The 19,252-nt window shown below is 67.1% G+C and carries 16 protein-coding genes and 1 pseudogene; 5 read left to right on the top strand and 12 right to left on the bottom strand.

Features of this window, described 5'->3' with window-relative positions; translation table 11 throughout:
• The first annotated feature begins 29 nt into the window (after nt 1-29).
• From CYFUS_RS31435 to CYFUS_RS51090, 3 genes are all read left to right on the top strand, one after another.
• Nucleotides 30-905, top strand: coding sequence for an alpha/beta fold hydrolase (locus tag CYFUS_RS31435; protein WP_095988576.1), 876 nt, complete (start codon nt 30-32; stop codon nt 903-905).
• A 326-nt stretch (nt 906-1,231) separates the two neighbouring features.
• The gene (locus CYFUS_RS31430) at nt 1,232-2,251 is read left to right on the top strand and encodes a LysM peptidoglycan-binding domain-containing protein (protein WP_157758777.1); all 1,020 of its coding nucleotides are present in this window, start codon (nt 1,232-1,234) and stop codon (nt 2,249-2,251) included.
• Nucleotides 2,252-2,272: 21 nt separating this feature from the next.
• Entirely contained in the window at nt 2,273-2,911 is a 639-nt protein-coding gene (locus CYFUS_RS51090; protein ID WP_157758776.1) for a hypothetical protein, read from the top strand.
• A gap of 241 nt (nt 2,912-3,152) precedes the next feature.
• Here the strand turns inward: CYFUS_RS51090 and CYFUS_RS31420 are convergent, their stop codons facing one another.
• Nucleotides 3,153-3,554 carry a septal ring lytic transglycosylase RlpA family protein gene (locus CYFUS_RS31420; protein ID WP_095988573.1) on the bottom strand — a complete coding sequence of 134 codons (402 nt, stop codon included), beginning with the start codon at nt 3,552-3,554 and terminating at the stop codon, nt 3,153-3,155.
• Nucleotides 3,555-4,060: 506 nt separating this feature from the next.
• On the opposite strand from CYFUS_RS31420, the gene CYFUS_RS31415 reads away from it, so the two are divergent.
• Nucleotides 4,061-5,368 carry a JmjC domain-containing protein gene (locus CYFUS_RS31415; RefSeq protein ID WP_157758775.1) on the top strand — a complete coding sequence of 436 codons (1,308 nt, stop codon included), beginning with the start codon at nt 4,061-4,063 and terminating at the stop codon, nt 5,366-5,368.
• Nucleotides 5,369-5,384: 16 nt separating this feature from the next.
• Here CYFUS_RS31415 and CYFUS_RS31410 read toward each other — a convergent pair whose 3' ends face one another.
• The 8 genes and pseudogenes from CYFUS_RS31410 to CYFUS_RS31385 all read right to left on the bottom strand — a co-directional run bounded on the left by CYFUS_RS31410 (nt 5,385) and on the right by CYFUS_RS31385 (nt 13,356).
• Nucleotides 5,385-7,277: a DUF4135 domain-containing protein gene (locus CYFUS_RS31410; protein WP_095988571.1), complete on the bottom strand. Its 1,893-nt coding sequence runs from the start codon at nt 7,275-7,277 to the stop codon at nt 5,385-5,387.
• Nucleotides 7,278-7,303: 26 nt separating this feature from the next.
• Nucleotides 7,304-7,459: a hypothetical protein gene (locus tag CYFUS_RS51885; RefSeq protein ID WP_198316203.1), complete on the bottom strand. Its 156-nt coding sequence runs from the start codon at nt 7,457-7,459 to the stop codon at nt 7,304-7,306.
• A gap of 77 nt (nt 7,460-7,536) precedes the next feature.
• Nucleotides 7,537-8,883 carry a JmjC domain-containing protein gene (locus tag CYFUS_RS31405; RefSeq protein ID WP_095988570.1) on the bottom strand — a complete coding sequence of 449 codons (1,347 nt, stop codon included), beginning with the start codon at nt 8,881-8,883 and terminating at the stop codon, nt 7,537-7,539.
• Nucleotides 8,884-8,886: 3 nt separating this feature from the next.
• Nucleotides 8,887-10,128: a JmjC domain-containing protein gene (locus tag CYFUS_RS31400; RefSeq protein WP_095988569.1), complete on the bottom strand. Its 1,242-nt coding sequence runs from the start codon at nt 10,126-10,128 to the stop codon at nt 8,887-8,889.
• The gene (locus CYFUS_RS31395) at nt 10,125-10,727 is read right to left on the bottom strand and encodes a DUF6624 domain-containing protein (RefSeq protein WP_232536926.1); all 603 of its coding nucleotides are present in this window, start codon (nt 10,725-10,727) and stop codon (nt 10,125-10,127) included. Before CYFUS_RS31395 ends, CYFUS_RS31400 begins: the two co-directional genes overlap by 4 nt.
• 90 nt (nt 10,728-10,817) lie before the next feature.
• Nucleotides 10,818-11,645, bottom strand: a complete 828-nt coding sequence (locus CYFUS_RS31390; RefSeq protein ID WP_232536925.1) for an RCC1 domain-containing protein — start codon at nt 11,643-11,645, stop codon at nt 10,818-10,820.
• A gap of 183 nt (nt 11,646-11,828) precedes the next feature.
• A pseudogene (locus tag CYFUS_RS54675) lies at nt 11,829-12,197 on the bottom strand (hypothetical protein); the annotation flags it as partial.
• A gap of 217 nt (nt 12,198-12,414) precedes the next feature.
• Entirely contained in the window at nt 12,415-13,356 is a 942-nt protein-coding gene (locus CYFUS_RS31385; RefSeq protein WP_157758774.1) for a phosphotransferase, read from the bottom strand.
• A 157-nt stretch (nt 13,357-13,513) separates the two neighbouring features.
• On the opposite strand from CYFUS_RS31385, the gene CYFUS_RS31380 reads away from it, so the two are divergent.
• On the top strand, nt 13,514-14,260 hold the full coding sequence (locus tag CYFUS_RS31380) for a dienelactone hydrolase family protein (protein WP_095988566.1): 747 nt from the start codon (nt 13,514-13,516) through the stop codon (nt 14,258-14,260).
• Nucleotides 14,261-14,265: 5 nt separating this feature from the next.
• Here the strand turns inward: CYFUS_RS31380 and CYFUS_RS31375 are convergent, their stop codons facing one another.
• From CYFUS_RS31375 to CYFUS_RS31365, 3 genes are all read right to left on the bottom strand, one after another.
• Nucleotides 14,266-15,528, bottom strand: a complete 1,263-nt coding sequence (locus tag CYFUS_RS31375) for a cytochrome P450 (protein ID WP_095988565.1) — start codon at nt 15,526-15,528, stop codon at nt 14,266-14,268.
• A gap of 159 nt (nt 15,529-15,687) precedes the next feature.
• On the bottom strand, nt 15,688-18,177 hold the full coding sequence (locus CYFUS_RS31370) for a glycoside hydrolase family 31 protein (protein ID WP_095988564.1): 2,490 nt from the start codon (nt 18,175-18,177) through the stop codon (nt 15,688-15,690).
• Nucleotides 18,178-18,252: 75 nt separating this feature from the next.
• Nucleotides 18,253-19,176, bottom strand: a complete 924-nt coding sequence (locus tag CYFUS_RS31365; RefSeq protein WP_095988563.1) for a YihY/virulence factor BrkB family protein — start codon at nt 19,174-19,176, stop codon at nt 18,253-18,255.
• Nucleotides 19,177-19,252: the final 76 nt, after the last annotated feature.

Here is a 19,252-nt window from a genome sequence, read left to right as displayed (position 1 = left end):
GTTCCCTCACACGCTGAAAGGAAACATCCATGAATACCCAGACGGACTCTCTCACCGAGCGCGCTGGCAAGATTTCTGGCAGCTATCTCACCACCCGGGATGGCACCCAGATCTACTTCAAGGACTGGGGCCCGAAGAATGGCAAGCCCATCGTCTTCTCTCATGGCTGGCCGCTCACCGCGGATGCCTGGGAGGATCAGATGCTGTTCCTGTCGGCGCGGGGCTACCGCACCATCGCCCACGATCGCCGCGGTCACGGCCGCTCGTCACAGCCGTGGGACGGCCACGACATGGACACCTATGCGGATGATCTCGCCCAGTTGACCACCGCGCTCGGCCTCGAGAAGGCCATCCATGTCGGCCACTCGACGGGAGGCGGCGAGGTCACGCGGTATATCGGCCGTCATGGGACTTCGCGAGTCGCCAAGGCCGTGCTCATCGGCGCCGTGCCACCGATCATGCTCAAGACCGACTGGCACCCGAACGGCCTGCCCATCGACGTGTTCGATGGCATCCGCGCCGGAGTGCTCGGTGACCGCTCGAGCTTCTTCAAGGAGCTGAGCGTGGCGTTCTACGGCTTCAACCGCCCGGGCGTGAAGGTCTCGGAAGGGCTGCGCGACAGCTTCTGGATGCAGGGCATGATGGGTGGGCTGAAGGCCGAGTACGACTGCATCAAGGCCTTCTCGGAGACCGACTTCCGCGCCGATCTCGCCAAGTTCGACGTACCGACCCTGGTGATGCACGGCGACGACGATCAGATCGTGCCGATCGACGGCGCGGCGAAGCTCACGGTCTCGCTGGTCAAGGGCGCGCGGCTCAAGAGCTATCCGGGCTTCAGCCACGGCATGTGCTCGATCAACAAGGACGTCATCAACCGCGACCTGCTGGCCTTCATCCAGGAGTAGGGCAGGAGAGGACGTCTCCTGCTTGTTCGACGGGCCGCGCGGATTTCCCCACAGGAGTGAGTGGAGGGCGGCGCGGGTGCTCGATGGTCGGCAGCATGGGCTGGCCTCCTGGCGGATGCGATGGAGGCCACCTTGCGTCGTGCATACCTCTACGATGGGGTAGGTGTACGCGGTATCGACCTGTCGTCTGGCGGACAGCCGCGGCAGCCTCGTTTATTCCTGCGCGAAAAATTCACTGTCATGTGGCGTCCTGAACGTAGCCCTAGCCTTGCAGGTCTTTTCAACTCACGCCTATCCTCCGTGCCCAAGCCACGGCCTAGGTGCTCATGCCCAATCCTCATACGGTTAATGACAAAGATGGTTTGAGTTCCCTGTGGCTCATCGCCAAGCACTACCGGGTCTCGCTCGATGACCTCAAGCAGCGGAACTCGCTCATCATGAACCGGTTCCCAGTTGGACATCCGCGCCATGGATGGTTGAAGCTTGGAGACAAGGTCCTCATTCCCGCGGCACATGGCGGTGGGCGGGCGATGGGGCCGCAGATGAGTTCCAGCAACACACTCATTGACGACAACCCATGGCGGGCCTTCCTCTTCGTTCTGGCGGATGAGGTTCTGCCTTCGGGTAAGCTAGTGAGAAAGGTCCTGGAATTTCCAGGCCCCAGCCAAGCTCAATATATTCAAGCGAATCCAGAGATTTTTGGAATGAAGCCTCCCAATTCCAAGGCGACCTTCTCATTGGGAGAGCATGCGCTGGGGCAAAACCAGAGCAGGTTCCTGTCCGCGAGCACCAGAAGAGGCGGAGCCCCCAATATCGCGGGCCGTCCTGTTTATATTGACATCAAGAAAGCCACGGCCGCCGGGGTGAAGATCCACTCGACAGAGGCAATCCTCGCTGACCTTGCACGGATTCAGAAATCAACCCCCAGTCTCCAGCCTCGCATCGAGAAGCTCAAGACCGTCATTGCCTCCGTAGAGGGGGAGGTTCTGCTGGAGGGGAATATCCCCGCGTCGGCCATCAAGTCGAAAAATGCCATGATGATGACTCGGAGCTTACGAGGGGTCCAGGTCGTTGGAATGGCATTCACGGTCTATGATATAGGAAAAGCCACGTCCAAATCCGTGAAGCAGGGCTCCGTCAAGCCCATAGCGGCGGAGGGTATTCGTCAAGTCGGCGGGTGGGCTGCGGCCGTCGCGGGGGCGAAGGCTGGCGGTCTGCTCGGTGCTGCGGCGGGGGTCGAAACGGGACCTGGAGCCATTCTCACGGGGTTCGCGGGCGCACTCATCGTTGGAACGGCGGGTTATTTTGGAGCGGACTGGGTCGCGGACTTCATTGATGAAAATTAGCGGCTTTCACTCCTGAGACTCATGAAACTGGACCGCCAGATCCGGCGTATCTTCGGACTCAAGAAGCGCTCGGGTCCTCCGCTGAAACATCCCCTGGCCGAGGACGAGACAACCCTGGCCTACGCGGGCTATCCCATGCTGCGGCAGGCTGACTTGTTCTTGACCCTCCCCGTGTTGGAGCGTTGGCGGGCGGAGCGCACGCTTTCATTCCCACCAGGCTGCTGCGTCTGCACACGAACCGCTCATCAGTATCTTCCGGCCTACGCCCATTCGGGCTGGCTGGGTTTTCTCCGCCGAGAACAAGTTCTCACGCGCATTCCTCATTGTGAGGATCATGGGCATGGCGGCGAAGCGCGACTCCTGGTCCTGGTGACGTCTTGGAGTGAACTGGTCTGCCATCTCTCCCTGATTGGACTGAATGAAGTCTTCCTCTCGGAGACTCGGAACCTCAATCAGGGAGGGGACATGCCCCCTCCCTGGCGGGCGTTTCCTGGGTATGAGCCCGCTTCTTCGGGATGGCGGCAGGGCAATGGAGAATATTGGTTTCTTCACGCCTGGTCCCCGTTCTGGAAGAACTTGCCAGAGGTGGAGCGGGAGCAATACCTACGACGCTGGGATGCTCCCACGGAGTGGCGCTCCTGGATGGTGGATGTCGTGTGAGTGCCACCGGTAGATGTCGCACCCGTCGCTCTCCATGCCCAACCAGAGGCCGGCCTCGATTTGGACAGCTCCGTGCGCTAGACCACACCGCACACGGAGCCGCGTCCGAACTCCAGCTTGGGGAAGGAGACGTCAGGTGGTGGCCTCGCGCACCTCGCACACCGGGCAGGAGGACCCCGTCAGGGCGTTGGTACTCACGGGCACGGCATGTCACACCGTGGACCGGCGCACGGGCATGCTCTCACTTGAGGATCTCGTACTGCACGGGGATGACGCCGAGGTCGGTATTGGCGATCTGCGTGAACGCTCCGTAGGTGAGGTCCAGGCACGTCGCGCCGCCAAAGCCTCCGCGATCATTGATGGTCACGGTGACGGACCGGCCCTGGTAGGACACCTTGACCCGGGTGCCGAACGGCAGGGAGTTGTGCGCGGCCTTGAGCGCCATTCGGTGGAAGGGCTCACCGCTGGCGGTCGGCCATCCCTCGGGGATTTCGCCCACCGCTCCGTACCAGGTGGCGTTGCAGGTGGCGAGGGTACTTGCCTGGGAGGCATTGGCGGAGGGCACGAGCAGGGTTCCCGCCAGGCCGAACAGGCCCATGACGGTCGCGGTGACGGCGGTTCGACGAACGAGCTTCTTGTTCATACGGGCCTTCCTCTCTTGCTACCGGGAATCAGGGTGGGTCGGGTCTCGCTGCTTCGAGCAGGGACGCGATGCCGCCTAGGAGCCATCGGCGCATTTTTTCGGGTTTAAGCGCGTGCTTCCGTGAGGGCAGGACACGAACTCCACCTTTTTGCGACGGTGCCGCCATGAGTGTCCGATACTCGCCGCGGGCATGAACTCCCCCTTGTCTTCCTTCCGCCCGTCCACCTCGCGGTGGCTGCTGATGAGCCTGCTGGCCTCCGTCGACGGCTGCGTCAACAACGAACCCCGGCAGCCCGGCGCCGAGTGCTCAGGATGATCGCCGAAGAGGTATGTACCCCGGGGTCACTGCTCCACCGGCTGGCGACGAAATCTCAAGACTGAGGCTGGAGTGGAAGACATCTCCAGGTACTACGAGTTGGCTGCCCCCTGGCCCTTCGAGGACTTCCCCAACGCACGTGGGCGATGTAGCAAAGCACGTCGCGGCGTACAGGCCACGGGAGGTGGAGTTGAAGAACTCTTCTCATGCAACGACCGGCTTCGCTGTCCCGGGGACCTTCTGGGATGGCTACCTCCGCGCTCACCCGCTGAGCAGGCCCGCGGTGGTGCGGCGTCCGTTCCCCGAGCCCCTCACGACACCGGAGGCGCTCTTCCAGGGCCTCACCCTGGCCGCGGCGGATGCACGCGCGGGGAGGCCGAATGAACTCCGGCTCTACCTCGGGGACCCGAAGATGGTCTACCGGCAGACCTCCGAATACCTGGGAGACAGGTACTGGGAGCTGCTGCCCCGGGCGGAGGATGGCTCGCTCGGAGGGTACGCGGAGCGGCTCCGCGCGCGGCACGGCTACACCTGCTTCGCGCTGATGCTCAACAACTGCCAGACGGTCGTGCCGGGGCTCTGGTTCCGCCTGCGGGACTTCTACAGTGGCCTCTTCGAGCGCACCGGCTTCCTCCGGGGCGGCACGGACTGCAATCTGTTCGCGGGGAACTACCGGGCGACGCCGTTCGGTGCCCACACGGATGCCCAGGATGTCTTCACGGTCATCATCGAAGGGCGCAAGAGGCTCCTGGCCTGGCCACCGAAGGTCTTCCAGCAGATGGAGCAGCCGCTGAGCGAGAACCCTCACGACTACCAGCGCTACCGCTCGCGCGCGCGTGTCCTGGAAGGGAAGGCGGGGGACCTCCTCTACTGGCCCCGAGAGTACGGTCACGTCGCGGAGTCGGTGGATGAGGGGCTGGTGACGACGCTCTCCCTGGGGCTGGACCGCGGCTCGACGGCGGCCTCCTGGGTGGAGGCCGCCCTGTCCGAGGTCATCGGCGAAGCCCTGTCCATGGAGGAACAGACCGCGCCGCTGCCCTTCCGGAAGAGCGAGCGCTCCAGGGCCGCACGAGCGCTCCCACGCGACTTCTCCGTGGCGCTCGAGGCCGCCCGGAGCCCGAAGGCGGCACCTCGACTCGAGCGTGCGCTCCGCCTGCGCTGGTTGGGATGGGTGACGGGCCTGGGGCTGAAGCCGCCGCCTGAAGGTCCCGCCCCGGAGCTCGCGAAGAACGACCGGGTGCGGGCGGACGCGGCCCACCCCATCCTCTGTGTCCCCTGGCGCGACGAGCTGCACGTCGCCGCCAACGGGTTCTCGGTGGCACTCCCCGGCGCGAAGGGGCACGCGGCGCTGATCCGCGCGCTGAACCGAGGCAAGCCGCTCGCCGTGGGGGATGCGATCGAGCGCTTCTCGGAGCGCCCGACGCGCGCGATCACGCGGCTGCTCCTGCGCAGGCTGATGGCCTTCCGCGCCATCGAGAAGCTGCCCGCCGGGGAATGAGCGCGCGAGCCGCCACTCAATCCGAGACGTGTGCCGCCAGCGGCTCCATGCTCACGCGCAGTTCCCGGCGGCTCCAGGAGTACGTCAGGCGCTGGCCCACCTCCCTCCAATCGAAGGACACCGCTCCGCGCCGCGCGTCCCGCAGCTCCATGCGGACGCCCCGGCGTGGATCCTCCGCGACGCGATGGCGAACATCCTGGAGGACGAAGGTGACGGCGTCGCGAACGGCCACGCCGAGGTTGACCAGGGTGATCTGCCCCCCGTCCAGCACACGCTTCGAAGGGGGAGGGTGGGGCTCGAGGAACCGCTGCTGTCCTGCTCGCTTCCGCCCGAACGGCTCGGGAGGTGGTGCCAGGTGGAGCAAGGGCCCCCCTTGCGCCTGCCGGAAGAAATACGGCACGTCGAACCGGTGGAGTTGTTCCCACTCCGCTCGGCTGAACCGGCTCCGGCCTCGCGCATGCCCGGCCGGCGATCGTCCGGGAGACAGCAACAGCCGATCCAACTCCTCGACGTACATGGCCGTGGGCTTGACCAGGACGCGGACGAAGCGCCGCCGGGAGGTGCGCTTCAGGAACCGGACGACCTTCGACTGCTCGAGCAGCAGCAGCGTCCAGAGGTCGAACATGCCGCGGAGGTAGGGGAGGAGATAGGCGCCGTAGCCAATGTTTCCCTCCGTATCGGCCACGACGGAGCGAGCCTCCTCGCGGGCCCAGGGCTGTGTCCGTCGTCGCAGGCTCAGCCCGCCACCCCGCGACGGGAAGAAGCACGCCAGCGGGCCTCCGGCGGTACACCACCGCGCCAGACGCTCGAACCCCACATGGTGGTTGCCACGCTCTCTCTCGTCCGAGATCAGCCCCGTCTCCGGGAGCCTGCCGATCGGAGCGAAGAAGAGTTCCAGGTCCACCGGGTAGGGCAATGGCTGTCGTGTCCCCCGCCGGGTGCCCACCAGGACATTGCCCGCGTGGAGATCCGTGGCTCCCATGGCGAAGCACGCGGCGGTGAGTGAACCGGCGTGGTGCCAGAAGCGTTCGGCTTCGGAGGGGGTGAGCCGGCAGCCCTCGAGCCGAACGCTCCCGGACTGTCGGAGGATCCCCCACTGGCGGGGCCGGGGAATCCATTCCTGCCAGCTATAGGCCGACCGGTCGCGGCCCTTGCCCTCGAGAATGCGCATCGTGGGAAGGCGCACGGTGCCGGACGCGGCGGGCAGACGGTTGAGCCACTCGAAGAGCGAGCGCGCGACTCCACCGCGGCCTTCCTGGAGGAAGAGGGCCTCCCCGCCGGCGGGTCGGGGCTTGTAGGCCAGTGCGCCTCCCTTGCGAAAGCGCAGCCGCAGCACGCTCTGCCGCCCGTTGTGCGTCTCCTCGGGGTGGGCCCACAGGCCGACAAGGGGCCCGTGCAAGCCTTCCTGACGAAACACTCCCGCGCGCTCGTCGCGGGCGAGCCGCTCGAGGAAGAGCGAGAAGAACGCCTGGAAGCCCTCCAGCAACGTGCGCAGGCCCGGATGAGGAAGGCCTTCGTCGGCCGCGGCGCACAAGAGGAAGGCGTCGGAGATCAGCGGACCGAACAGCTCCCCGTTGGTGACGGTGAGCAGGCGCGGCGAGAGCAACTCCGGGTGCCGTCGCGCCGCGCGCCGACACCAGCCGCCGAGTTCCTCGAGGAACTCTCGCAGCGGACGAAAGCGGGGCAGTGCCAGCGTGGAGCGGAGGAGCCGGGCGTCCTCCTCGCCCTGAAGGAGCCTCGCGGCTCGAAGCACCCCTCCGGGGCCGCGTTGGGCCACGGGAGGGAAGAAGGAAGAAGCACGGCCCTTTCTCACGGCCTCCACCAGACGGTGGGATTGCGGAGGCAGGGAAGGGGCCGGCCCTGAATGCGACTTCGGAAGCTCCAGCAGCAGGTCAGCCTTCCGGGCCATCGAGCGGCTGGGCTCCACGAGCCGTGTCAGACGCAGTAAATCCGAGCGCAGGACCCACGGGCCGTCTTGGACGAAGGCTGCTTCGTCGTCGTCTTCTCCACCTCGCGCATCATCGCGACGAGCTTCTGCTTGGCCTGCTTCGACGACCGGGGGGCCTTTACCTTCGCATGAGCCTTGGGCATGACAGTCTCCGTGGGACCGCGAGTTGGAGCAGCAAGCATGTTCTCCTTCGTGCACCCCCGTCAAGCGAGCCACGCCGCTAGGGCGGAGAGCCACGTCCAAGTCGGATCAGCGCCCGAAACCCCTGGAGCCTCTCCAGCACGGCTCTCATGTCATCGCGCGTCACGCCTCTCACTCGTCCCGCGCCTGGTGCCCTCGGCGCGCGAGAACGAAACGGCCGCAGAAGCTCTCCGACACGAACCTCGTGTCCCGAGTTCAATGTCTCGAACAGCCGAGCCACGGTCCTCGCGCTTCCCGCCTCGAGCAGCGCATGCCCGTTGCCGGAGCAGATCCAGTGCCCTGCATCCACCTGCTCGAAGAGGATCGGAAACCGCGGGTCCACACGGATGCGGTCTTCATCCTCCAGCCGTCGCCTGCGCGAAGGGAGAGGCACGGGCTCGAAGCCGCCCGCGGTGAGGCGCTTGAGCCAGATGGCCTGGATGTGCCTGCGCGTCTCCCGGGGCCGGCTCACGTCACGAAACGCGTCCACGGCCTCGAGGAGCGCGCGCGGTAGCTCGGGAGAGAGGGGCCCCGCGCGCGTGAGCACGCCGCGCGCCAGGGGTGAGGCGCTCACCTTCGCCAGACGGGTGTTCCGCCACTCCTGCTCGGAGAGCGAGAGTTCGTCGATGGTGCCACGCAGCAGGTCGTCGACGTAGTAGACCGTGGGGTGCTCCGTGCGAGGGATGCCAACGTTCACGCTGGTGGCCACCTCCTCCCCCGCGCTCTCCCCCACGTGGTAGTAGCTCGAGGGCCAATACAGGATGTCCCCGGGTTCCACCTCGGCGACGAACGACTCCTTCAGGTAGGGCACGTAGTCCAGGATCGTGCTCACCGGCGCGCTCCAGGGCTTCTTCGGCCAGAACCGCATCCGCTTGCGTCCCTTCAGCGCGAAGAGAAAGGTCGTGAAGCGGTCCAGGTGGACGCCCACCGGGCTGTGCTCATAGTTGCCGTGGAAGAGCGTCGTGATGGCTCCGGACAGCGGCATGCCGACGCGCCGCCACAGCTCCGAGAAGAAGGCCCGCTCCTTGGACCAGAGGCCGAATCCCGAGGAATACAGGCTCGCGATGATGAGGGCATACTTCCGCGAGCCCAACCGCTCCAGGACGCGGGCCTCATAGGCTTCCAGGGCACCGTCGGACGCTCGCGGGAGCCAGGGCTCGAGGAAGAGCTGCTGCTCCCGGTCGATCGTGAACTGGAGGTTCGAGCGCGAGTCCGTGGAGTAGCTCTGCTTCGAGTAGCTCCGGGTCGCACCGGCCGCCGCGTCGAAGACATCCGCGAGCTCGAAGGGTGACGCGGACGTCCCCTTGTAGAGCACCGGGCGCTTGTTCCAATAACGCCGCACGAAGGTATCCCAGTCGAACCTCTTCGCGACCTCGATCCGCGGCATCCGTCAGGCCCCTTTCTCGGACACGAGCTCGATTCCGCGGAGCGCGAGGAGCGTCTCCAGAAGCTCGCGGATCTCCGTACGCCGGGCCCCTCGCCGCGCCACCCGGCGGAGTTCGCCCACCCGCAGCGCGGCTCCAGACTCCAGCGACTCGAGCACCTGGACGGCCTCGGCGCTGCCCGAGCCGGGGAACACGTGGCCGTTGACGGCCCAGATCCATTGCCCCGAGCTGTCCAGCATCCGCACGATGTGACCGCGTGGCGCTCCTCGAACGAGGGAGGAGTCGTCCAGGGGCTGGAGCTCCCGGGGAGGCGGAGCCGGTTCTAGCCCACAGGCGCTGACGCGACGGGCCCAGATGATGCGCAGCGCTTGCGGGAGATCCGGGCTCCGCGCCACCTCCTCGAATGCACGGGCCGCACGTTCCAGGGGCTCGACCGGGGAGCGGGCCCCCTTCCGGCGGCGTCCCGAGTATTCGAGATAGGGAACCGTGTGATCATGCGCGAGCCGGTGGTCCATGAGCTTCGTGAGCAGCTCCTTGACCACAAGGGTCGGGCGGCTGCCCCGAGCGGGAATCCACAACCGCAAGGCCATGCACGGCTCCCTGCACTCCTCGAGATGGAAGGAGCGCGAGGGCACATACAGGATGTCTCCCGCCTGGGCCTCCAGCGTCGTCGCTTCGGAGAGGTGCCGGTCGAAGCCGACGGTCTCGTTCGGTGGATCGCCCCAGAGCTTCTTCCAGACACGGATCCGCATCCGACCGTGGAGGACCAGGATGAAGACCGAGTGATGGAGTCGCTTCGCGACGCCCTGCGGTGAGCGGGCGAAGTTGCCCACGAGCAAGTCACTGACGATGGGGAGCACGGGGACACCGACGCGCTCCAGCAGGCCCCGGACGAAGTCCCGGACGTCATTCCAGAGGGAGAAGTCGAGCAGGAGCGGCTGCTCGACGAGGAGCTGGAACGCCTTGTGCCCCAGCAGGGCGGAGGCGCGGCGGATGTAGCGCTCCACATCCCGCTCCCGAGCTCCGGGGAGGAGCTTGCCAGGGGCGCGCAGTTGGGCGTTCTCGACGAAGAACCGCACGTCGGGCAGGGCCCTGAAGCGCGTGCCGTGCCGGAACGGCTCGCTCGCCGTGACGAGGCTTCGGAAGGCTTGCGCCGGCGGGACGACGGGATGACCAAGGGAGAGGAGGGCGGGGGCCTTCTCCCAGTTGCACCGCACGAACGTCTCCCAATCGGGTCCGCTTCTCATCGCTGCCTCGTGGGCGACGGCAGATAGGTGCGCTCGAGTCGGCGAGCGTATGCGCGCAGAGGCTCGAGTTCCATCTGTTTGCGTCGCTCGTCGACCTCGGACTCCCTCTCGATGGGGTACGGGACGAGCCTGCCCCTCTGCTTGCGGAACTTCGTCCCGAAGAGCTGTTTTCTGCCTGTCCGCATGCGCAGCACGTCGGTGAGATAGGCCACGTGCCGCGGGGGAACCTCACCTCTCGCCGCGGCCTCCTTGAGCAGACGCAGACACCGTTGTTGGAAGGCCAGGGAGCAGTCGGCATGCTGGATGAGCCGGCTCGCGGCATCCGCCGCCGCACGCCCCACCAGGCTTCGCCCAGGCCACCCGTGGAGCGCGATCACCTCGCGCAGCCAGTCGATCGCCGTGGTGTTCAGCGCCTCGAGCTTGCGCTCGAGTGCGCGATCCTTGAAGCCGGTCGCGACCCATTGGGAACGCAGGACGCTGTCGATGCGGTCGAGCCGCAGCAACTGGGCACGCACCTCGCGGTTCAGTCCGCTGTCCTCCTTGCGTGGCTTCCTGTCACGTCCCGGCGGCTGGTGCCGTTTCGCCGCAGCGCTGCGCATCCCCTGGGAGCTCCTCCGTCATCACCGTTGGACCGGAGAAGATAGCCTACGAGTCCCCCATGGAGGGAGAGGGGGTCTGCCCGGCTGCACTCACAGGGGAGAGGCCTGGTAGGCTCCCCAGCAGGTGATGCTCCCGTCGAGCTTGACCCCACAGGTATGGAATTGTCCCGTGCTGACGTGGAGGAAAGTCCCTGGGGGAGGCAACGCCTCGCCGTAATTGTTCATCCCCCAGCAGGACAGGTTCCCATCGGTCTTCACGCCACAGGCGTGGTGTTCAGCCATGCTGACCTGGGTAAAGGTGCCCGCGGGAGGCAAGTGCTGACCGTAGTCGCTGTTCCCCCGGCAGGTGAGGGTTCCATCGGTCTTCACCGCGCAGAAGACGCTGCCGCCGCTGGCGGCCTGGGTGAAGCGGTCCTCGGGAAAGTTCCAGGTGGAGAAGGGGGCGCGGCACGTCAGGGTTCCGTCAACCCTCAATCCACAGGTGTAGCCGGAGCTGGTGCTGACCTGGATGAAGGGGTTCGGTGGGTCGAAGATACCGTGCAGGCCGGAGTTCCCCCAGCAGGCGATGATCCCGTCGGTCGTCACTCCGCAAGTCCGCTCCCAGCCCGCACTGACCCGAGTGAAGGAGCCGCTCGGGGGCGAGGCCTGTCCAAAGAGGTTGTCTCCCCAGCAGGCCAGGCTCCCATCCGTCTTCACTCCACAGGTATGAGAGTAGCCCGTGCTGACTTGCGTGAACGTGCCCGCCGGAGGCGAAGCCTGGCCCTTCGAATCGTCTCCCCAGCAGACCAGCGATCCATCCGCCTTCACGCCACAGCCGTAATTGATGCCCATGCTGACCTGGGCGAAGACGCCGGTCGGAGGCGAAGCCTGGCCCTCCCAATTGGCTCCCCAACAGGCCAGCGTTCCATCCGTCTTCACTCCGCAGCTGGTCCACCCGTTCGTACTGACCTGGGTGAAGGTCCCGGCGGGTGGCGAAGCCTGGCCCTCCCAATTGGCTCCCCAGCAGGCCAGGCTCCCATCCGCCTTCACTCCGCAGTTGGAATTCCAGCCCGAGCTGAGCTGGGTGAACGTGCCCGTCGGAGGTGTGGCCTGGCCGTCGTCATTGGATCCCCAGCAGGAGAGAGTCCCATCGGTCTTGAGCCCACACGAGTGGATCTGACCCGTGCTGATCTGAATGAACGACCCTTCCGGCGGTAGGGTGTGTCCTTGATAATCTTCTCCCCAGCAAATGGGAGTGCCGTCTATTTTGACGGCACAGTTATGCGCGTAACCCACGCTGAGGGAGGGTCCAAACTTGATGGGTCCAATCGAGAGACCCTGCTCCACGCTCACGTTCTCGTCATCCCCTCCACTGGAGGACTGCGTCGCTTCATTGGTAGAGCATCCCAAGAGCTGAAGTGAGAGGGCCAGGGTTACGAGACCGTTTCCAAACAGGGTGGTTTTCCAAGGAGCACATCTTTTGTCTGGCATGTTCATGGAGCCTTCTTCCAATGGACGAGGTCCACCACCCGGCCGTTTTCCATCCTGTCCGGGTGGGGTCGTGCGCTCCCGACGCGATGCTCATTTTGAAATTCAACGAAAGAGCGCGACCCGGCCCCGGCTTCGGAATGACTTCCCGTGGCCTCCTACGTGACGGCGCGAAGACCTCACCACCGGCCCTGGGAGGCTTTATGGTGGGAGAGCGGGTTCACAGCGCGAGGCCTTCCTTGAGCAGGGCGAGGCCGAACCCCCAGTGGCCGTCCGCCGTGCCGAGCTTCAGCGCGCCGGCCTGCATCCGCTGATAGAACTCGCCGAGCGAGGGCGTGGAGTCGAGCGTCTCCGTGCCGGTGGCCCCCGTGTGTTTCATCTGGCGGGCGAAGTAGAGCTGGAACGCTCCGGCGAGCGCCGCCGCCAGCCGGCGGGTGTAGAGGAAGCGCCTGGGCAGCTCGACGAACTCCTTGCCCTCGTAGGCCGACAGCAGGCGCAGGCTGGTGCCCTCGTCCATGCGCAGGAAGACGGAGAGCACCGCGAGATCGTAGAAGGCGTCCATCGTCCCGGCGGCGGCCCAATCGAGGATCAGGATCTCCTCGCCGTCGTAGATGAGGTTGGTGGGGTTGAGGTCGTTGTGGCCGAGGACCAGGACGCGTTCGTGGAGCAATGGATCCTCGGCGAGCACGAGCCGCACCACGTCGACCGTGAAGCCCGGGAGGGCGAAGCCGGCCAGGAGGCCGTCCCAGATCTGGGCGAGCAGGTCGCGGGGATCGCGCGCGATCGCGTCGGCGGGCAGGGGGAGCGCGTGGATGCGGCGCACGGTGCGGCCAAGCTGGGTGAGCGCGGCCTCGTGGGTGCGCGGGTCCCTGTAGAAGGTACTGAACGAACGATCGGCGACGAAAGCGGTCAGGACCGCGCGTCGCGCCTCATCGACGTGGACGATGCGGGGTGCGAGCCCCGCGTCGGCGGCGAGCCGCTGGATGTGGAGCGCGCCGCGCCAGTCGGCCTCGTTCTCGGCCTCGCCGGCGATCTTGAGCACGAAGGACTGGCCGGAGGCCTCGACGCGGTAGACGGCGGCGCCCGAGAGCCCCGCGGCGATCCGGGTGAGGGTGGTGGTGGATCCTCGGAGGTGCGTGGGCAGGCAGTCTTCGACGGTCATGTTCGACTCCAGCGCGTGGGAGGCGGGGCAGCCGCGCGAGGCGGGGTCCAGACCATGACATGGGCCGAGTGTCCTCCTGCATCCCCTTTTCCCCTGGATTCTGTTGAAGGCGCGTCCCGGTGCGTTAGACACCTCCGGCTCGAACTGGAGGTGGCGCGTGGCCGTGCAAGCTGTCGACATCAAGACCCCAGAGGGAACGCTGGACGCCAGGCTGTATCACCCTGACGGAGAGGGACAGTGGCCGGCGGTGCTCCTGATCACGGACGCCATGGGCATCCGTCCCGCGTTCGAGGCCATGGCGAACCGGCTGGCGGCGGCGGGCTACGTCGTGCTGCTGCCCAACGTCTACTACCGGGAAGGTCGCGCGCCGCTGCCTGGCCTGGCGGAGGGCTCGTTCACGGACGAGGCGGTCCGCAAGCGCATCTTCGGGCTCATCTCCGCGCTCACGCCCGAGCGCGTCAAGACGGATGCCGCCGCGCAGCTCGACTTCCTCTCCGCACAGTCCCAGGTGAAGGGGTCTCGCGTGGGCGTGGTGGGCTACTGCATGGGAGGCGCCATCGCCGTGCGCTTGATGGCCGACTTCCCGGACCGGATCGTCGCGGCGGCCTCGTACCACGGCGGGCGGCTGGCCACGGATGAGCCCTCCAGCCCCCACCTCCTCGCCAGCAAGCTCAAGGGCGAGGTCTATTTTGGCCATGCCGATCAGGACGTCTTCATGCCCGCCGAGGCCATCGCGCGGCTGGAGGCGGCCCTGAAGTCGGCGGGCGTCAAGCATCAATCCGAGCTCTACGTCGGTGCCCGCCATGGCTTCGCGGTGGAGGGCATGCCCGTCTACGACAAGGATGCCTCCGAGCGGCACTGGCAGACGCTGCTCTCGTTGTTCGGCCGGACGCTCAAGGGCTGAGGCGCTCAGTCCCAGGCGAGCAGGAGCTGCTCTTGGTGGCGCACCGGGCCAGGGACCAGCCGGGGCGGTTCCACGATCCGAAGCCCGGGCAGTCTACGGGCGAGCACCTCCAGCATCACCCGGGCCTCCAGCCGGGCCAGGCCCGCTCCCACGCAGACGTGGATGCCCCGGCCGAAGGCCAGGTGCTGCCCCAGTTGGGGCCGCTTGGGGTCGAAGCCCTCCGGCTCGGGGAAGCGCCGCTCGTCCCGGTTCCCCGAGAGCACCACCAGCAGCACCCGCGCTCCGGCCGGGATCGTCACCCCTCCCAGCTCGGCCTGCGTGGCGGTATGGCGGGCCAGGATGGCCATCGGCGTCTCGTAGCGCAGCACCTCCTCGACCACCCGCGGAAGGGTGTGCGGCTCCTCGCGGAGCTGTCGCCAGCGCTCGGGCTGCTCCAGCAGGACGCGTACCGCCATTCCCATCAGGCTGGAGGTGGTCTCGTGGCCGGCGGAGATCAGCAGCATCACCATGGCCGCCAGATCCGCCGCGTCCAGGGTGGTGCCCTCCCTCAGCGACTGGGCCAGCACGGTCAGGCCATCCTCGCGCGGGTGCGCCACGCGCTCGGAGATGAGCTCCGCCACGCAGCGCTGCATGTCCGTCACCCCGCGCACGCACTCGTTCTGCAGCTCCAGCGTCCGGGCCTGGAGCGACAGCATCAGGGTGAGATGGCGGGACCACTTCTTGAAGTCGTCCATCAGCTCCAGCGGCAGGCCCATCCACGCGAAGATGACCCGGATGGGCAGCGGGTAGGCCAGTCGGCTGACCAGCTCCACCTGCCGGTCCTGGGCGAAGCCGTCCACCAGCTCCTCGGTGATGCTGCGCACGAGCGGCTCCAGCGCGGCGAGGTTCTCCTTGGAGAAGAGCCGGGCGACGATCTGCCGGGAGCGCGAGTGCTCGGGGGGATCATCGTAGATCATGGGCATCTTGCGGTAGCCCGCGTCCGCCAGGTACGCCCGGGGCTCGGGCAGGAGTGCCTCGAAGATCTGCGAGTCGAGTTTCGAGGAGAAGCGCTGCGTATCCTCTACGGCGGCGCAGATGTCCTCGTGGCGCGTCACCACCCAGGCGTTCATGGCCTCACTGAAGAAGACGGGCTGCTCGCGCCGGGCCTGGGCGAAGAGGGCCTGCATGTTCTCGTGCTGGGGGGGCGCGAAGGGGTTGAAGGACCTGGCCGAGAAAGGGCAGCCGGATGCGTTCGCGGCCTCTGGACGTGGGGACGACGGGGAACTCATGGCTTCTCCTGGGGTCGGCCCGGCGTGGATGAGAAGAAAGCCGGGCTCGTCTCGGGACGTCAGTATGGACGTGGGTGGCCGCTGCCTGAAACGAGAGAAGAGCCGAAGCCTCGGTTCTTCTCTCCTGGCCGGGGACGGGCTGGTCGCTCGCCGGGAGGACTAGGGGGCGCGTGTCAGCCGCAGCTCCGAGCCCGCGCGATCGGCGGGAATCGAGATGCGCAAGGTGCGCGTCGCGGCGTCGTAGCGGACGGAGGGGGAGCCTCCCCGGGCGAGGGTCGCGGAGGTGCGGGCCTCGGGCCAGTCGTGGACCACGATGTCCACGGTCTTCCACCACGCCGGGTAGCTGCCCGTGGGCCTGGCCAGCGTCACCTTCAGCCCGCTCGTCTCGACCTGGCAGGAGAAGCGCTGCCGCAGCCAGGCGCCCTTCTTGTAGGCGAGGCTGTGGCCGTCATCGAGGTAGAGGTCGCCCTGGCAGTCCGGCCCCGGGTAGACGCGCAGCTCCAGGGGGCCCTGGGGCACCTGCGCCGTGTGCTGCACCAGCGGCTGTAGGGGAAGGATGCTGCCGGCCCGGACGAACACTGGCAGCTCGTCCAGCTTGGGCGTCACCTTCAACGTCGAGGGCGTGGAGGCATTGGTCGGCGCGGTGCCGTTCCGGGTGCCCTCGGCCTTGTGGCCCGTCCAGAAGTCGAACCAGTCACCGGGGGGCAGGGTGACCGGGTACACATCCGGGTTCTCGGGGAAGGGCGGGGGCGCCACCAGCAGGGCGCGGCCGAGCATGAACTCGTGGCCGGCATCGAGGTCCAGCGGATGTTTGTCCTCGGTGGCCGTGGGGAACTCGAGGAAGAGGGGACGCATCATGGGCAGGCCCGTGCGCGAGTTCTCCTCCGCCAGGGTGTAGAGGTAGGGCAGCAGCCGGTAGCGCGTCTCGATGTAGCGGCGGCGCACGGCCTCGGGCGCGGGGCCGTGGGCCCAGACCTCGTGGTCGCCGGTGCCCTTCTCGGCGTGGCCGCGGTAGAGGGGATTGAAGGCGCCGACTTCAAACCAGCGCGTCAGCAGCTCTTCCGGGGGCGTACCCGAGTAGCCCCCGACGTCGACCCCCGCGAGCGAGAAGCCGCTGAGCCCCAGGTTCAAGAGCATGGGCGTGCTCAGGCGCAGGTGGTTCCAGGTGGCGCTGTTGTCTCCCGTCCAGGTGGCGCCGTAGCGGTGGCCTCCCGCGTAGGTGGCGCGGGTGAGGACATACGGCCGTTCCTCGGGCTGGAGCTTCGACAGTCCCTCATAGGTGGCGCGCGCGTTCAGCAGGCCGATGACGTTGTGCACCTCGGCGTGGGTGGCGTTCCGGCTCTCGAAGCCGGGCTCCTCGATGCGGTGCACCGAGTCGAGCGGCAGGGTCTTGAGAGGGGAGAAGACCGAGGGCTCGTTCATGTCGTTCCAGTGGCCCGCCACGCCCTGCGCCACCAGCTCCTTGTACTGCGAGCCCCACCAGTCGCGCGTCTGGGCGCGGGTGAAGTCGGGAAACACCGAGTCGCCGGGCCAGACACGGCCGGCGAAGAGGCTGCCGTCCGGGTTGTGGACGAAGTGGTTGCCGGCGACCCCCGTGTCATATGGCGCGTACCCGGCGTCGGGCACCCGCGCGATGTGCATGTCGGAGATGGTGATCACCCGGAAGTTCTGCTGGCCCAGGTCGCGGATGAGCCCGGGCAGATCCGGGAACTTGCTCTTGTCGGCGGTGAAGGCGCGGAAGCGATCCAGGTAGTCGATGTCCAGGAAGAGCACGTCCGAGGGGATCTGATCGGCCCTCAAGCGCGAGGCGATTTCCCGCACGCGCGACTCGGGCTCGTAGCTGAAGCGGGACTGCTGGAAGCCGAGCGCCCAGCGTGGAGGCAGGGGCGCGGGCCCGGTGAGGAAGGTGTAGCCCTCGAGCACCTTCTTGGGCTCGGGCCCGTGCAGGAAGTAGTACTCGAGCGGGCCACCCTCGGAGCCGAAGGTGTAGGCGTCGTGCCACTGCTTGCCGAAGTCGAAGTGGGTGCGCCAGGTGTTGTCGAGCAGGATGCCGTGGGCGCGGCCGGCGCGAACGGCCATGAAGAACGGAATGCTCTTGTAGATGGGATCGGTCGATTCCTGATGGCGGTAGGCGTCGGTGTTCCAGAGGGTGAAGGCCTGGTCGCGGCGGTCGAGTGGGCCTGCCTTGTCGCCCAGGCCGAAGTAGTGCTCGTCCGCGGGCATCTGCCTGGTGAGCTGGAACCCTCCTCCGAGGAACTGCGTGGGACGGCCCACCGCGTCGGCCGAGAGGAGGTTGCCCTGGAGATCGAGGATGAGCAGCCGCAGGGGATTCTTCTCGACCCGGACCTCCAGCGCCGCCGTGCGGAAGCCCACGGAAGCCTCGCTCTCCGGCAGCGCCTTCACCTTGACGCTCCGAGCACGGGCCTCGCGGAGCACGGCCCACGAGGCGTCTTCCGGCAGGGCCGCCCCCGGGCTGACGCGGATGCGCAGGATGTCGTCACGCAGGGCGGAGATGCGCAGGGTCGCCTCTCCCGCGCGCAGCTCGAGTCCATCGGACAGGGCACGGGAGGAGGTGACGGACGTGAGTGATTGCGGAGCCGCGGGGAGCGGGGCCGCGGTGAGCCAGAGAGCAGCGAGGAGAGGGAGCATGGGGCTGCTGCCTACCAAAACCCCCCATCCCCAAGCACCACGGTTCAGGTGGATTGCCAGGAGGAAAACGCTGCCTCAGATCGGGTGGGCCTCCGCCCCCGGGGCCCGTTCCTCGGGTCGCGGGGTCTGTTGCCGCGCCGGGTGGCTGTGGCTGCCGTGGCTGCGGGCGTACACCTGGGTGAACTCGGCCCCGAGGAAGAGGATCTGCGCGGAGTAGTAGACCCAGAGCAGCACCACCGCCAGCGAGCCCGCCGCGCCGTAGCTCGACGCCACGGCGCTGCGGCCCAGGTACAGCCCGATGAGGAACTTGCCCAGGCTGAAGAGCAGCGACGTCACGGCGGCCCCCAGCCACACGTCCCGCCAGGACACGTGGGTGTCGGGGAGCAGCTTGTACATCATCGCGAAGAGCACGGTGATGACACCGAAGGAGATGAGCAGGTTGACGCCCTGCCACATCACCGTCCAGCCAGGCAGCAGGTTGGAGAACCACGCGCCCAGCGCCGCCAGCACGGCGCTCACCACCAGCGACACCAGCAGCAGGAAGCCAATCACCAGCACCATGGCGAAGGACAGGAAGCGGCTGCGCAGGAAGGCGATGACACCGTTGCGCGGCTTGGGCTTCACGTTCCAGATGTGGTTGAGCGCGTCCTGCAACTGCACGAACACGCCCGTGGCGCCGAAGATGAGGGCGACGAGGCCGATGGCGGTGGCGAGGATGCCTGCTTCCGGCTTGCGCGCGCTGATCATCATCTGCCCGATGACCTCGGCGCTGCCGCGGCCCACCAGGTCCTCCAACTGCGCCTGGATCTGCCCCCGCGCCGCCTCCTCGCCAAACACCATGCCCGCCACGCTCACGGCGATGACCAGCAGCGGGGCGATGGAGAAGAGGGTGTAGTAGGAGAGCGAGGCGGCGAACATCGGAGCGTTGTCCTCGCTCCACTCCGAGACCGCCTGCCTGCCGAGCTTGAAGATGTTCCGGGCGCGATGCGCGATCGTCATGCCCGAGCGTTCAGCACGTCGCGTGCCAGCGCCCGGTGGTCCCGCTCGTGCCTCGCGTCCGAGGGAAGCCCCGCCC

The organism is Cystobacter fuscus, assembly GCF_002305875.1.
GTDB classification, from domain to species: domain Bacteria; phylum Myxococcota; class Myxococcia; order Myxococcales; family Myxococcaceae; genus Cystobacter; species Cystobacter fuscus_A.
This window is presented reverse-complemented; position numbering and strand designations above follow the sequence as displayed.